11 protein-coding genes and 2 pseudogenes are annotated in these 14,928 nt (G+C 64.3%); 8 read left to right on the plus strand and 5 right to left on the minus strand.

Going from position 1 to position 14,928, the window contains the following annotated elements:
* Positions 1-99: 99 nt before the first annotated feature.
* A pseudogene (locus MFF01_RS19195) lies at positions 100-566 on the plus strand (transposase); the annotation flags it as partial.
* A 57-nt stretch (positions 567-623) separates the two neighbouring features.
* Here the strand turns inward: MFF01_RS19195 and cynS are convergent.
* From cynS to MFF01_RS19215, 4 genes are all read right to left on the minus strand, one after another.
* A complete protein-coding gene (cynS, locus tag MFF01_RS19200) occupies positions 624-1,112 on the minus strand; it encodes a cyanase (protein ID WP_238227804.1) in 489 nt (162 codons plus the stop codon).
* A gap of 29 nt (positions 1,113-1,141) precedes the next feature.
* On the minus strand, positions 1,142-2,047 hold the full coding sequence (locus tag MFF01_RS19205) for an ABC transporter ATP-binding protein (protein ID WP_238227887.1): 906 nt from the start codon (positions 2,045-2,047) through the stop codon (positions 1,142-1,144).
* A 77-nt stretch (positions 2,048-2,124) separates the two neighbouring features.
* Positions 2,125-2,964, minus strand: a complete 840-nt coding sequence (ntrB, locus tag MFF01_RS19210) for a nitrate ABC transporter permease (RefSeq protein WP_238227805.1) — start codon at positions 2,962-2,964, stop codon at positions 2,125-2,127.
* 3 nt (positions 2,965-2,967) lie between these two features.
* Positions 2,968-4,326, minus strand: a complete 1,359-nt coding sequence (locus tag MFF01_RS19215; RefSeq protein ID WP_238227889.1) for a CmpA/NrtA family ABC transporter substrate-binding protein — start codon at positions 4,324-4,326, stop codon at positions 2,968-2,970.
* A gap of 180 nt (positions 4,327-4,506) precedes the next feature.
* Here MFF01_RS19215 and MFF01_RS19220 point away from each other — a divergent pair, with 180 nt between their 5' ends.
* The 5 genes and pseudogenes from MFF01_RS19220 to MFF01_RS19240 all read left to right on the plus strand — a co-directional run bounded on the left by MFF01_RS19220 (position 4,507) and on the right by MFF01_RS19240 (position 9,789).
* The gene (locus MFF01_RS19220) at positions 4,507-6,378 is read left to right on the plus strand and encodes a sigma 54-interacting transcriptional regulator (RefSeq protein WP_283207213.1); all 1,872 of its coding nucleotides are present in this window, start codon (positions 4,507-4,509) and stop codon (positions 6,376-6,378) included.
* 100 nt (positions 6,379-6,478) lie between these two features.
* Positions 6,479-6,682, plus strand: a pseudogene (locus MFF01_RS19225) (PLP-dependent aminotransferase family protein); the annotation flags it as partial.
* Between the two features lie 424 nt (positions 6,683-7,106).
* Positions 7,107-8,024: a hypothetical protein gene (locus MFF01_RS19230; protein ID WP_238227806.1), complete on the plus strand. Its 918-nt coding sequence runs from the start codon at positions 7,107-7,109 to the stop codon at positions 8,022-8,024.
* Positions 8,025-8,302: 278 nt separating this feature from the next.
* Entirely contained in the window at positions 8,303-9,580 is a 1,278-nt protein-coding gene (locus tag MFF01_RS19235; RefSeq protein ID WP_238227808.1) for an exodeoxyribonuclease VII large subunit, read from the plus strand.
* Positions 9,581-9,600: 20 nt separating this feature from the next.
* Positions 9,601-9,789 (plus strand): hypothetical protein, encoded by a 189-nt coding sequence (locus MFF01_RS19240; RefSeq protein WP_238227810.1) that lies wholly within the window; start codon positions 9,601-9,603, stop codon positions 9,787-9,789.
* 377 nt (positions 9,790-10,166) lie between these two features.
* Here the strand turns inward: MFF01_RS19240 and MFF01_RS19245 are convergent, their stop codons facing one another.
* A complete protein-coding gene (locus tag MFF01_RS19245) occupies positions 10,167-12,446 on the minus strand; it encodes a site-specific integrase (protein WP_238227814.1) in 2,280 nt (759 codons plus the stop codon).
* A 947-nt stretch (positions 12,447-13,393) separates the two neighbouring features.
* On the opposite strand from MFF01_RS19245, the gene MFF01_RS19250 reads away from it, so the two are divergent.
* On the plus strand, positions 13,394-14,518 hold the full coding sequence (locus MFF01_RS19250) for a sensor histidine kinase (RefSeq protein ID WP_238227815.1): 1,125 nt from the start codon (positions 13,394-13,396) through the stop codon (positions 14,516-14,518).
* The gene (locus MFF01_RS19255) at positions 14,502-14,927 is read left to right on the plus strand and encodes a response regulator (protein ID WP_012322125.1); all 426 of its coding nucleotides are present in this window, start codon (positions 14,502-14,504) and stop codon (positions 14,925-14,927) included. The genes MFF01_RS19250 and MFF01_RS19255 overlap by 17 nt, the downstream gene beginning before the upstream one ends.
* Position 14,928: the final 1 nt, after the last annotated feature.

The following is a 14,928-nucleotide window of genomic DNA, read 5'->3' on the forward strand; positions in this document are numbered from 1 at the left end:
ATGGCTTCAGCGAAGACCATGTTCTCGCGAGCCTTGGCCTGCCCCCTGAGAAGTGGTCCTCCCTGAGGTATGGCTTTGAGCCATGTGGAGGATGTCATCATGGGACGGAAGAAGCATACGGCAGAAGAGATCGTGGCCAAGCTGCGTCAGGTGGATGTCTTGGTCTCGCAGGGGCGCAGGGTTGCCGAAGCAATCCGGTCGGTTGAGGTCACCGAGGTTACGTATTACCGCTGGCGCTCCGAATATGGTGGGCTGAAGGGGGATCAGGTGAAGCGGCTGAAGTCCCTGATGACTGAGAATCAACGCCTTCGCCGGGCTATCTCTGATCTGACCCTGGAGAAGCTTATCCTGAAGGAAGCTGCCTCGGGAAACTTCTGAGCCCGGCTCGCTGCCGGGCGTGTGTCGACGACGTCGTTGCCGAGCATGGCGTATCAGAACGCTTCGCCTGTCGTGTTCTGGGCCAGCATCGTTCGACCCAACGCAAGACCGCCGTGGTGGTCGAGGACGAAGCCGCTCTGACGGCCGCGATCATCGCATTGGCCGTCCAGTACGGGCGCTACGGCTACCCCGCTTCGCTTCAAACTCCCGCCGACCCAAGCGGCGGGAGTCGTTGCGATGGGTTCTCAGCCCTCCTTGAAGCCATATTCCGGCACGCCGTCTTCGTTATCGTAATACTTGTACGGCAGGAACTTTCCCGAGAGGTTCATCTTGACCCGGTCGCCCTTGTTGTTGGGCTCGCGCTCCATGGTCATGTTGAAGTCGATGGCCGACATGATACCGTCGCCGAAATCTTCCTGGATCAGCTCCTTCCAGGTGGTACCGTAGACCATGACAAGCTCGTAGAAGCGGTAGATCAGCGGGTCGGTCGGCGGCATCTGCGGGATGGAGCCGCGATACGGCGCCTCGTTGAGCATCCGCTCCTCGGCCTGGGTCAGGCCGAACAGCTCGGCCGCCTTCTTCGCCTGGGCTTTCGGCAGCTTCATCTGGCCCATGCAGGCGGCGGTGATGAGGATCGGCGAGATGCCGCCGATCTCGGCCTGGATGTGCTTCCAGGTCCAGCCCTTCTCACGCTTGATGTCGAGGAGCTTCTCGGTGAGGTCTTCGCGCTTCATAGGGGGCCTCCGTTGGAATCTTCAAAAAATCAGGCGCGCCTGCCGACCGGGTCGGTCGCCGCGATCGCGGCCGCGTCGGCCTCGCTCAGGGTCGGGCGCACCACGGGCGGGTTGCGCTGGTCATACCCGGCGGGCATCGCGTCCCGCAGGGTCTTCGAGCGGGTGACGAGGAAGTCGATCAGGTGGTTGCGCAGGGCGTAGTAGCCGGGCGCGTGGTGCAGCTGCGTCCGGTCCCGGTCCTTGGGCAGCGGGTTCTCGACGATCTCGGCGACCTTCGCCATCGGGCCATTGGTCATCAGCACAATGCGGTCGGCGAGATAGATCGACTCGTCGACGTCGTGGGTGATCATGAACACGGTCTGCCCGGTCTCGACGCAGATGCGCCGGACCTCGTCCTGAAGGGTGCCGCGGGTGAGCGCGTCCAGCGCCGAGAACGGCTCGTCCATCAGGAGGATCTTGGGCTCGATCGACAGGGCGCGGGCGATGCCGACGCGCTGCTTCATGCCGCCCGACAGTTCGGACGGGCGCTTGTGCTCGGAGCCGGCCAGACCCACCGTCCGAATCGCCTTGCGCGCCCGCTCCTCGACCTCGGCCTTGGGGGCATTCCGCCAGCGCGACGACACCGCGTAGGTGACGTTGCCCAGCACCGTCCGCCACGGCAGCAGGGCGTGGCCCTGGAAGATCACCGCGCGATCGAGGCTGGTGCCCTCGATGGCCTCGCCTGCCGCGATGACGACACCCTCGGTGGGGGCTTCGAGGCCGGCCAGGATGTTGAGCACCGTGGTCTTGCCGCAGCCCGAATGCCCGATCATGCACACGAACTCGCCGCGGCGCATGGGCAGCCACATATCCTCGAACACCGTCGAGGTCTTACCGCCGGGGGCCGGATAGCGCCGGGCGATTCCCTCGATCGAGATGAATTTTTCGGACGACATGGGGCGGGTTCCGGCGGTCTTTGCTGCGGGCTCGGCTGCGGGCTCGCGCCGCGCGAAGGGAAGGATGCTCACCCGCCTCACTCCGGAAAGGTCACGAGGCGCTGGGCGCGGGCCAAAAGCTGGTCCAGGATCATGCCGACGAGGCCGATCACCAGGATCGAGACGATCACGTTGTTGATCGAGAGGTTGTTCCACTCGTTCCAGACGAAGTAACCGATGCCGGTCCCGCCCACGAGCATCTCGGCCGCCACGATCACCAGCCACGCGATGCCGATGGAGATCCGCATGCCGGTGAGGATCGTGGGCGCGGCGGCCGGCAGGATCACCGTGAAAGCGCGGCGGATCGGCCCGACTTCAAGAGTGCGGGCAACATTGAGCCATTCCTTGCGGGTGCCCGACACGCCGAAGGCGGTGTTGATCAGCATCGGCCAGAGCGAGCAGATGAAGATCACGAAGATCGCCGACAATCCGGAATCCTTGATCGTGTAGAGCGCGAGCGGCATCCAGGCGAGCGGCGAGACCGGTTTCAAGAGTTGGATGAACGGATCAAGCGCCCGACCCATCAGCGGCGACATGCCGATGAGGAAGCCCACCGGGATCGCGACGATCACCGCGAGCAGATAGCCGAGCGCCACGCGGCCGATGGAGTAGGCAAGCTGGATGCCGAGCCCCTTGTCGTTGGGGCCGCGATCGTAGAACGGATCCTTGAGGTGCTTCCAGATCGTGGCGCCGACGTCGAGCGGCCCCGGCATCGCCGACTTGCCGGTGGTGGCGGCCTGTCCCATCAGGGCGGCGTATTCGGGGTCCATCGCCTGCGTTTTGCCGACCCCGCTCACCGCGACCTGCCAGATGAGCAGGAAGCCCACGAGGATCGAGAGCGACAGTAGGGCCGCCCGTAGGGGAAGAGTGCGGGCCATGGTTCAGCCCGCCTTCCGGATCTTGAACGAGGCGAGGTATTCCTTCGGCTTGTCTGGATCGAAGGTCTTGCCCATCACCGAGAAGGTCTTGCTGGTGGTGGCCGGCGGCGTCTGTCCCTCCTGACGCATCAGCTTGGCCGCATCGGTCGCGAGGAAGACCTTTTCGGCCACCGCCTTGTAGTCGACCTCGCCCTTGAGCTGCCCCCAGCGCTGCATCTGCGTCATGATCCAGACAGCGAAGGATGACCAGGGGAAGGGGTCGAAATCGACTCGGTCCGGTGCCTTCTTCACGTTGCCGAGGCCGTCGGCATAGGTGCCGGTTAGCACCTGCTCCACCACCGTCACCGGCTGGTTGAGGTAGTTCGCCGGCGCGATCTGGGCGGCGATCTCCTTGCGGTTTTCCGCCTTCGAGGCGTAGGCGGTGGCCTCGATGATGGCGCGCAGGAGGGCCGCGTAGGTGTTCGGCGTCTGCGTGATGAAGTCGTTCGAGGCCGCGAAGGCGCAGCACGGGTGCCGGTCCCAGATGTCCTTCGACAGGATATGGATGAAGCCGACGCCGTCATAGACCGCGCGCTGGTTCACCGGATCGGGCGCCAGGAACCCGTCGATGTTGTCGGCGCGCAGGTTGGCGACCATGTCCGGCGGCGGCACCGCGCGGATCTGCACGTCGGTGTCGGGGTCGATGCCGGCTTCCGCGAGGTAGTAGCGCAGCAGGTAATTGTGCATCGAGTAGTCGAACGGCACCGCGAGCTTGAAGCCCTTCCAGTCCTTCGGGTCGCGCCGGTCCTTGTGCTTCATGGCGAGCGTGATCGCCTGACCGTTGACGTTCTCAATGGCGGCCGCCGTGTACGGCGTCGGGTTCGAGCCGACGCCAAGCGAGATGGCCAGCGGCATTGGCGCTAGCATGTGCGCCGCGTCGTATTCCCGGTTCAGGGTCTTGTCGCGGATCACCGCCCAGCCGGCGGTCTTCACGACATCGACGTTCAGGCCCTGTTTCTCGTAGAAGCCCATGGGTTTCGCCATGATGATCGGCGTGGCGCAGGTGATCGGGATGAAGCCGACCTTGAGGTCTTTCTTCTCCGGCACGCCCGCGGCCGCGAAGGCCTCGGCCGCGAACTTCGTCGGAAAGAACTGACTGACGGCCGCCATCGCGGTCGCCGCGCCGACGCTGCGCAGGAACGCTCGGCGCTGGGCATCCTCGGGGAACAGCGCACGCATCACCGCGCCGTCCACCACCCGCTGGATCTCGGCGTCGGGCGAGAGCGCCGCCTCGTGCGCGGCCTGACTCGCATGCTCGCCGCAGGTGCAGCCGCCGCGCGACAGGCGTCGCTTTCCGTCGAAGGGATTGTCGAACAGGGCCATGGGGTCCTCGCGCACCATCGGTGATGGCGGCTCCAGCGCAATCGGCGTGCCACTCGAAAAAGATTCGGAAAATCGTTGTCTCTCAGTCGATTACATCGGAGCGGACAGATCACGAGATTTCGTGTAACCTGAGATCTCGTAGTATAATTACGACATCTCGTGATAGGGGCGTGTGATTTGGTGATTGAGACGGGTCACGACGATTTCGGCGCGGTGTTCGAGCAGCTCCCCGAGCCGATGCTCGTTCTCGACCCGAATGCAGACCGGATCGTCGATGCCAATCCGGCCGCCGCACGGCTGCTCGGCTACGACCGCGAAACCCTGCGTGTCATGGCGGCGAGTGCCCTTCATCCGGGACAGGTCCCGGCCCTGATCGTGTTCACGCAAGGGGCGCTGGCCAAGGGGCATTGGTGGTCGCAGGCCCTCATACCCCGGCACGCGGACGGCAAGAGCCTGCGCCTCGAATATGCCGCGAGCCCCCTCTCGGACGGCCGCCTCCTCCTGACGCTCTCCGACCTCGACGCGCGTCGCCGCCGTGTCATCGACGGGCAGGCCGACCAGCACATGCGGGCCGGCATCGCCGAGTGGCAGCGGATGGAACGGATCTTTCGCGACATCGAGCGCGAGAACCAGCTCATCCTGCGCGCGGCCGGCGAGGGCATCTACGGCGTCAACGCCGACGGCATCACCACCTTCATCAACCCGGCCGCCGAGCGCATGCTCGGCTGGCTCGCCACGGATCTGGTGGGCAAGGACATGCACGCCACCGTGCACCACACCCGCCCCGACGGGGCGCATTATCCCCACCACGACTGCCCGATCTACGCGGCCTTCCGGGACGGCGCCGTGCATCAGGTCGACAGCGAGGTGTTCTGGCGAAAGGACGGAACGGCGTTTCCCGTCGAGTACACCTCGACGCCGATCCGCGACCGCGGGCAACTGCTCGGCGCGGTCATCGTCTTTCGCGACATCAGCCAGCGCCGCGAGGCCGAGGAGCGCCTACGTAGCGCACTCGCCGAGGTGGACTCGTTGCGCGAGCGCCTGGAGCTCGAGAACGCCTACCTCAAGGAGGAAATCCGATTCGAGAGCCATCACCAGGGCATCATCGGGCGCTCCCTCGCCATCGAGGCGACGCTCCGTCAGATCGATCTCGTCGCCGGCACCGATGCGACGGTCCTCGTCACCGGCGAGTCGGGCACAGGCAAGGAGTTGATCGCCCGCGCGATCCACGAAGCGAGCCGGCGGCGAGAGCGCCCCCTAATCCGGGTGAACTGCGCCGCCGTGCCCCGCGAGCTGTTCGAGAGCGAGTTTTTCGGTCACAGCAAAGGCGCCTTCACCGGCGCCCTGCGGGACCGCGTCGGGCGCTTCGAACTCGCCGATGGCGGCACGCTGTTCCTCGACGAAGTCGGCGAGATTCCCCTCGACCTTCAAGGCAAGCTGCTGCGGGTGCTGCAGGAGCGCTCGTTCGAACGCGTCGGCGAGGAGCGCACGCGCGCCGTCGACATACGGCTCGTCGCCGCGACCAACCGAGACCTCAAGGAGGAGGTCCGTCGTGGGCGCTTCCGCGAGGATCTCTACTTCCGGCTCAACGTGTTCCCCCTCGCGGCGAGCCCTCTCCGCGAGCGTCCCGAGGATATCGCGCTGATCGCCCAGCATTTCCTGAAAGGGGCCGCGCGCCGCCTCAACATTCCCGAGCCGCGCTTGACCGAAGGCGACGCCCGCCGACTCGCGCGTTACAGTTGGCCCGGCAACGTCCGTGAGTTGGAGAACGTGATCGAACGCGCGGCGATCCTCGCTGTCGGCGGGCGGCTACGTTTCGATCTCCCGGAGACCGAGCCACCCCTGCGCCTCGCCACCCCCCCAGCCGTGCTTCCCACGGACCGCCCGCCGACCGAGACCGACCGCCGTGCTCGCGACCGCGCCGAGATCGCGGCGGCGCTTGCCCTCACGGGCGGCCGGGTGTTCGGGCCAAACGGCGCCGCTGCTCTGTTGGGATTGCGCCCCACCACTCTCGCCTCGCGGATGAAAGCTCACAGACTAGAGAAAAGATGATGTCGATCGCTCCCGAAACGTCGGGATTCAAAGACTTGATAATCGTGAAAATCACAAGCTCTATCGATCATCACTTCCGCCAAAACCCTACCGTTTCGGGACCCGCTCGGTCTTCGCCAGCCAGGGGCAATCGGTAAGCATCGGCGGCGTCGCCAGCGATCCGTTCTGCGTCGCCGGCATGCCGCCCGAGGCGGTGCGCTTTTGCCTCGGCGGGCCCTCGACCCGGCAGCAGATCAGGCAGAGCCTGAAGGTGCTCGCCCACGCGCTGGAAGGTTCGCCGGCACTGGCATCAACCTATATCTAAGCGACACTCCGCCGGGCGTACCTGTTTCGTGGATGCGGCACGAACGTCTGCTTCCTTGACCGATTTTCCGGGGAGCAGCCAGTCGGCAAGCCACCCGACCCGGTCGTTGGCCTCTGTTTCGACAGCCTGGAAGCGGACCTTCCGAGGGTTGGCCGGGGATCGACAGCTGCCGATCTCAGCTGAGCATTGCGCCATCGGGTACGACGGGCGCGATGATGGTGTGAAACGAGATAGTTTGAGGCGAGCCCCCGCCTGCGCGGCCGGCTCGCTGAGGAAGACGGGGATCAGACAGGGACAATCTGGCGAAGGCACCTTCGCTAAAAACCCCTGGAGGACAGGAAGAACGGACCGCGGCGCTCGAACAGCGCCCGCGGGACGTCGGTGAGGCGCCTTCGCCCCTCTCCTCAACGATGAAGATCCTCAAATGACACACCATGACGTGCCCACCGGCGTGGACGCTTCCGCTTGCGCCTTCGAGCCGACCGGCCTCTCTCTCGGAGCGGACGCCAGTCAGCCCCCAGGCCATCCGGGAGCCTGGCTGTTCAAGGCGCGAGCCCTCGACAGCCACCGGCCCGGACCGCTCACGCTCTTCGTGCCCGGCCACTTCACCACCCTGATCGAGCAGGCTTCAGGGATGCTACTGCATCCGGAGGATCTCGTCGGGTCTCACACCCTGATGGTGACCCTGACGATGGACCCGGTGCTCGGTCTCACCGTCCGCGTCATCGGCCTCGACAGGGGCATCACGCTGCGGACCTGGGCAAAGGACGATGCCGCCGTCCGGGGAGCCCTCGAAGCGGATGGATCGTGGAACGCCCAGCGCGCCCTGCCGGTGCCGCGGCGCCTGCGGAGGGTGATCCTGATCGAACCGGATGACGGCGCACCGCACCCGGTGGGGACCCAGCTCGACCGGTGGGCCGAACGCGGCATGCTCGTCGTGCATCGCGAGCGCGTCGCGTTCGAGGAGCCCGGGGCGGTGGACTGCCTGCGGCAGGCGTTCGAGCGGGCCAAGGACATGCACGACTGGGTCGCCGTCGATGCGGTGATCCTGACACGGGGATCCGGCTTCGCGTTCCGCGTCCTCTCGGACCGGGACATCGTGCGGATGTGCTGCAGCCTGGGTGTTCCCGTCCTGGTCCAGCGCGGCCGGCTGCCGACGCTGATCGACGAGGCCGCGTGGCGCTCCTTCAACACCGGTGAGGGCATCAACCAGGCGCTGCTCGAGATCCTCCGCACGGAGGTGAGAGAGGCCAACCTTCCGCGCCTCAAAGCGATCGTCGACGAACTGGCCCGGGACCAGGCCGACCCTGCCGCTGACCCGCAGGGGTCCCTGTACGACTGAGGTTCGCGATCCGGCCGTCCACTTGGACGGTCGGATCATCCGCCACCTCCACCAGCCACGCACGAAACGCCCAGCCCGGAACCCGGGCGGGATGCCTTCGCACGTCCCTCACCACCCCTCCACGAGATCACGCTTACACAATCATGAGACATCATAGATTCTACAGCCGGAGCGAGCCGCCATCGCGGTCCCTACTAGGCCGCACCGAGGGCGACCCCGGAGCCGGTCGAACGCCACCGCCGGGCGCCCCCTCGCAGCCACGACCATCCGTGGTCGAGATGGGCGACTTCATCGGCTGGCTGCGACAGAGGCTTCAGGGCGAGCACGCGGTGCGCGCCTGCGTGCTTGGCATCGAGCCGGCCGGCGGCGACAGCGTCCTGCTCGTCCTCGGCGAGGCGGATCCGACCGGCACGGCCGACCCGCCCCGCATCAGGGCGCGCCTCAACCCGGCAGAGCGCTCGGCCATCGCGGCGGAGCGCGGCGGCACCTTCGATCCGGCATCACTCGTCAATCGAACCGTCGAGATTCAGCTCCGAACCAGCCTGCGTCAGCGCTTTGGCCGAGGGGCCGGTGTCCAGGCCAAGGTCGTCGGCCTCATCGCGGTCGGCGACGTGCCGATCGAGATCGTGCTCCAGCGCGAGGCCGTGCTGCAGCGTCTGCGGTCGGACGGCGTACCGTTCGGACCGAAGACGTGGCAGGAGCCGGACGATCCCTACCATGTCGCGCTGATCGTCTCGGAGCACGGCGATGCCCGTCGCGATGTCGAGACTTCGCTCCAGGCTCTGGAGGCCGCGGGTCTCCTACGCATCCACCGGATCTGGGCGGTCTTCGAAGGACCCAGCGCCGAACGCTCGCTCGTGGCGGCGATGACCGAGGCGGAGGCGCTGCATGCCGAGCACGGCCTCAGCGCGACCCTGGTTTGTCGCGGCGGCGGGCCGGTCTCGGCATTCGGCCCGCTGAACAGCTGGGCGGTGGCCGACAGGGCGCAGCGGATCCCGAACCTCGTCTGCGGGCTCGGACACGCCGCGACCCCGCGAACGGCGCTGGATGAGGTGGCATCGCTGTCGGTGGCGACACCCACGGCAGCGGCGGTGCTGATCCGGGACTTGGCATACAGGACGGCCGTCCGTGCCTCACGTGCCTTGGCCGGCTTCGACCAAGCGGTTCAGGACGACATCGAGAAAGCCGGCCGCATCGCGCTGGCTCGGGCGACAGCCGGCTTCGAGGAGGCTGTCCGGCTGTGCCTGACCGAGGCTGAGATCCGGCTCGGCATCGTCGGACAGGAGATCGAACGCAGCCTTCTCAGCTCGATCGCCGGGCTCGCTATCGCCAAGGCCGATGGCGGCGCCCACGCGCATGATCAGGAGGCTTCGCCAAACCTGCCCGCGTCCGAGGTCGTACCCGAGGAGGATGGGGTCGCCCTGGTGATCGAGGCCGGCACCGGCCTCGTCATGACCAGCGCTGCTCAGGCTCAGCAGGCGTCGCATCTCATGCTGCAGTTCCTAGACGGGGTCGTCACCGTCCAGGTCACATCCCAATCCCCCACCGCACACTGAACCGCAAAGGATAGAGAACCATGACCCAGACCGAGACCACTCCGATCCCGTTCCTCGAGGCGCTGCAGCGGATCGAGGAATTGACTCGCATGATCCGCATGGAGGGCCTCGAGGCCTTCGAGACCATCGAGGGCGCGTTCGAGGAAGTTCGAGAGCTTCGCGCCGTGCTCAATGCCCGGGTTACGGACATGCGCCGACTTGTGGCTTGAAATAAAAATCACGCCCTCGAAGCATAAAGCCGCGGATTTACTAATGACCTGACATTACGAAACCGTGGCGAACGGGACCGTGTTCGAAAGGGCACTCCCCGCGTTCGCCACGTGTGGCTACGCCACCAAATCCCGAAATTCTCCGATCCTTCAGCCGCCCATGCTTGAATTGAAAGAGCGCAAATCCTGACCCCAATCCTCGGATCCGCGCGAGCAGATGATCGCAGCGATCGGTTTCGGTCAAGGCCATCTCAGCCCCGGATCGAGGGCGGCGGATTAGCCTGATACCGACAAGAAGCCGGCGAAGCCAAGCGTTCAACCCAATGATTTGATCGCAACACTCACAACCCTTCGCTATACTTTTCTGTTGAGGGTTCTCAAGTGGCTTCGGTCCCCGCGAACAGGCCTACGTTGTATTCGCGGAGTCTTGCATGCCGGTCCGCGCCTTTTTCTCGACTCTGAACAGACAATTTCGCTTTTCTCTCCAGAGCTGAACAAATTAACTTCCAGTCATGCGGATGCAAGATCTGAGTAAGGTCTGGTATGGCAGCAATCGCAGTCTTCAAGTCCGCAGCGCGGAGGCCCTTCTTGTAGATACGCGAGTTCACTGTCTTGCCCTCATGACCCAGCGTCGTCTCGCGAATGGGGTCGATGACAAGTTGCTTGATCATTTCTGTGTTGCCGAAATGCCGGAACGAGTGGAACGTCTTCTCCTCTTCCCGTGCCGTCGGCACAGCCTCATCCAGAACAACCGTCCATCGCTTGTCGAACAGGTTCGACAATGGCGTTTTATCGCCGAGCTGCGCAATGTCGGAGAATATCAGATCGTGCGGTGATCCAACCTTATTCCGCACGAAATCAAGAAAGCCGAGCCTGATCAACTCGGGATGAATTGGGATCGTTCTTCTCGAGACCCGATTTTTAAGTCGCCGTCTCGTTGTCGGTCTGATCTGGAGGGATTGCTCTTTTGGATCGATATCGCCCAACTCTAGATAGACAAGCTCGGACAATCGTCCACACGTGTAGTATCCGAGAAGGGGCAACCAATAGACAGCAGCAAAAATTTCCTGGTTCGTAGCGACTTTCAAAGCCTCATTTGTCGATACTCCTAAAGTCCAGATCGTGTGAGAGAATAACTTCCTTACATCGTCGTGTTCGAAAGCTGAACGCTTCTCGCCATCGCGCTCGGGATCGATCAGTCGAAAATCGCTCAGAAGCTCGACATGTCCGATGGGCCGCTCATGGCCACGACAGTATTTTGCGATCGTCGAAAGCTGCGTGATGTGACGATTGATCGTCGGAGGACTGAGCCCGACCTTCTCGCCTTGTTCCGCTGTCCTCATCTCGGTTCCGCGTGCAACCAAGTCCCATATGGAACGGTCTTTATCCCGCGCACTCTTCCCGTACGATTTCGGCAGATTCGAGAGGTTCTGGATATAGCTGACCAGATGGTCGTGCTTGATATGCCGCAGGTCATCGGTACCGGCAGTGTCACCCAGCAGTTTCGCGACAGCGCGATGCTGATCCGCAGTCTTTTTATCCCAAGTTTGGCCCTTGTGCGCAATCAGCCGCTCGGTGATCTTCGTCAGAGAATTCGTGGTTGTACCAGTCTGCGAATCTGTCTGATTGGCCTCGATCGGAGCGGATTGTTGTGCTGGATCCGCATTCTGCTCCCATGGTTTCTCAACGTCATCTCGCCGGTCACCAGCATAAGGTGAAGGAGGAATGTCGTCGGCCGTGACTGCTTCGGGCATCGTAGTTTTAGATGGGTACGACACGGGCACAGGTGTGGATGAGTGATCCGCCTCAGATGCGCCTCTCTCAGCGACGAAAGACGGATCCTGCACATCCTTGATGCTGTCGGTCGCTCCGTCCTTGTTTTCTACGGCATTCGATTCCGACGTCGTCGCTCGTACGTCGAAGTTCCCCCATTCGAACCGGTCAGCGCCATCGAAGTCAGACTTGGCCCAACCGAGTTCATCGGTTGGTATTTCGCCCTTGGCGCGCATCGCCGAGAGCTTCGTCCGAGCTTCGTGCGGATCGAGCTTGGCTTCGTCGTAGATCTCGGAGAATTCCTGCGAAACGAGCGCCGAGATCGCCGCGAGCCTGCGCAGGCATTTGGTGATGCCGCTCTCGGTCAACGGCTCGCCCATGGCGGCGAGCATCGCCTGGAGATAGGCGCGCGGCGGCGTGAACCGACCGGTTTCGTCCGGCCGCCCGAGATCGCGCAGGTACCCGTTCTCGATCCGACGCTTGATCGCGCCGCGCTCGGGGAAGGTGAATCCCTCCTGCTTCAAGCGGCCATCCAACGCCGTGTCGTACCCGGCCTCGAAACCCTCCTCTGCGGCCAGCCTCTGCAGCCGTCCGAAGATGCGGTACTCCCGTGCCCGACCACCCATCATCGACGGCCAGTCGCCAACAAGGGGTGCATGCTGCGGCCAGAGATCGCGATGGAGCCGGGCGAAGCGTGCGCTGCGCTCCCGGTCGAGGAAAGCCCTCAGGTGGTCGCGGATGTCGGTCGCAGAGCGCATGGAAAATTCCTCCCGAACGCGGAGACTTTCTGCGTTCAGCGCCCAGCCGAGTGTGCGCGCACTGGCCGGGTCGGAGGTGCCAAGGCTCAAAGCGATCGTGATGGATGTCCTCGCTTCCGAGGCCACCAGGTCTCGCGTCCGCTCATCGCAACGGAATCGCCTACGCCACCAATATACCGCCCCGCGGCGGTAAACGTTAGAACAAATCGTCAACGGCCTGCCCCTGTGGACAAGCGCGTGCAACACCTCTGCGTACAATCGGCCAAGCCGCGACAGCGGCTGAGAACCAAAAGCAATCAGATCAACGACTTAGCGGAGGCTTGGCTGGGGCGCCAGGATTCTCAGCCAAAACCGATTGGGTACAACAACAAGGGGTTAGCCTCTCAGTCACCCGTCTCCAACGGCATCGAACCCGGGGAATGGACCATCCCAGCGGACCTGGGTCAACACCATAGCCCCTCGAACTTCACAGAGAGAAAGAGCCAGTCCAGCGGCGGTGTTGGGCTGGTTGGAGTGGCGCGGAAAGGAGCCTCTACGACTTCGATTGATATTCTGGTTATCGCCATAAGCAGACATCAACCTACGGCCCGGCAACAGACATTCACGTTCTGCTGAACGACCGTCCGGTGTTGACCCTAAGCGGGCTTTGGAAATGTCCGCTTCCTAGCAGCCCAATCTGCGCACGGACGACCGCGATGGGTGGTTTGCTGCCGGTCTGCTTTTCGCAAGCAATATGGCAAAACCGGACGTCCTTCCAAATCGCAACCGTTGGCGGCTGTGCGCCATAAACGGAAGTTTGCTGCCTGCCCGGAAGCGGACGTTCCGCATGCGACCCAACCCAGCCGCCCGAAGCGCAGTCGGAATTACTTCATAGCGGCCGTTCGTCAGCCATCCGGCAACTTCGGCTCGGAGCAGGAGACGATAGTTGGCCCCACGCCTAGGAACCGACGTTCAACGCCACTTGCGCAGTTACCGTTGTCGTTCTTGGAATGCCAAGCATTGATGACGTAGCCTCAGCCTGGGTGTATGCGCCTATCGCCGCAGCTTCGCCTGCAAGAATGGGAGCCCTTCGCGTGGAGCGAGCCGCGAACCTCACCACCGACGACTTCCGCGCCCTCGCCGACGCGTTGCCTCAGATGGCTTGGGTCGCCGATCCGAACGGCGACATCATCTGGTACAATCAGCGCTGGTACGACTACACCGGAACCACCATCGAGCAGATGTTCGGCTGGGGCTGGCGCGACGTCCACCACCCCGATCACGTCGAGCGCGTCGTGGAGCGCATCAGCGAGGCGTTCCGGACCGGCGAGCCGTGGAAGGACACCTTCCCGCTCCGCGGCGCCGACGGCGAGTACCGCTGGTTCCTGTCGCTGGCACAACCCCATCGCGGGCCGGACGGGGCCATCCTGCGCTGGTTCGGGACCAACACCGACATCACCGAGCGCAAGGGACTGGAGCGCCGGCTCGCCCGCCACGCCATCGACCTGCGCCGTTCCAACGAGGAACTGGAGCAGTTCGCCTACGTCGCCTCGCACGACCTCAAGGCGCCGCTGCGCGGCATCGAGAACCTCGTCGGCTGGATCGAGGAGGACCTGGAGGGTTCGCTGATCGGCGACGTCCAGACCAACATGGAGTTGCTCAAGAGCCGGGTGCGGCGGCTCGACAGCCTGCTCGACGACCTCCTGGCCTACTCCAGGGCGGGACGGGCCGACGCGGCGATGGACACGGTCGACACGAAGGCGCTCGTCGAGGAACTCGCCGTCCTGGTCAGCCCTCCCGAAGGCTTCGCGATCACGGCGGACGATTCCTTGCCGACGTTGCGGGCGGCCCGGGCCCCGCTGACCCAGGCCTTGCAGAACCTGATCGGCAACGCCATCAAGCATCATGACCGGCCGGCCGAGGGGCATATCCGGGTCGAGACCAAGCCTGCGGGGGACGCGGTCGAGTTCGTCGTGACCGACGACGGGCCAGGCATCCCCGAGCAGTTCCGCGAGCGTGTCTTCGGCATGTTCCAGACGCTCAAGCCCCGCGACGAGGTCGAGGGCAGCGGCATGGGGCTGGCCATCGTGCGCAAGTTGGTCGACCGCCAGGGCGGCAAGGTCTGGCTCTCCGACGGGCCCGACGGGCGCGGCTTGGCGGTGCATTTCACGTGGCCGCGCGACGGCCGGAAGGGACAGGCAGATGGGCTCGACGGTTAACATCCTGCTGGTCGACGACGACGAGGTCGACGTTCAGGGGCTCAAGCGCGCCTTTAAGAAGAGCAAGATCGGAAACCCGATCACGGTCGCCCGCGACGGCGTCGAAGCCCTGGAGATCCTGCGCGGCGAGAACGGGCATGCCAAGCTGCCGAGGCCTCACCTGATCCTGCTCGACCTGAACATGCCGCGCATGAACGGCATCGAGTTCCTGGAGGCGATCCGCGCCGACCAGGACCTGCGTTCGGCGGTGGTGTTCATGATCACCACGTCGAAGGCCGACGAGGACCGGATGCGGGCCTACGGCCACAACGTCGCCGGCTACATCGTCAAGCGCGACCCGGCCAACACCTTCATGGAAGCGGTGGCGCTCCTGGAGCACTACTGGAAGGTGGTCGAGTTTCCTGCATAGT

This window comes from Methylobacterium adhaesivum, from assembly GCF_022179065.1.
Taxonomy (GTDB): domain Bacteria; phylum Pseudomonadota; class Alphaproteobacteria; order Rhizobiales; family Beijerinckiaceae; genus Methylobacterium; species Methylobacterium adhaesivum.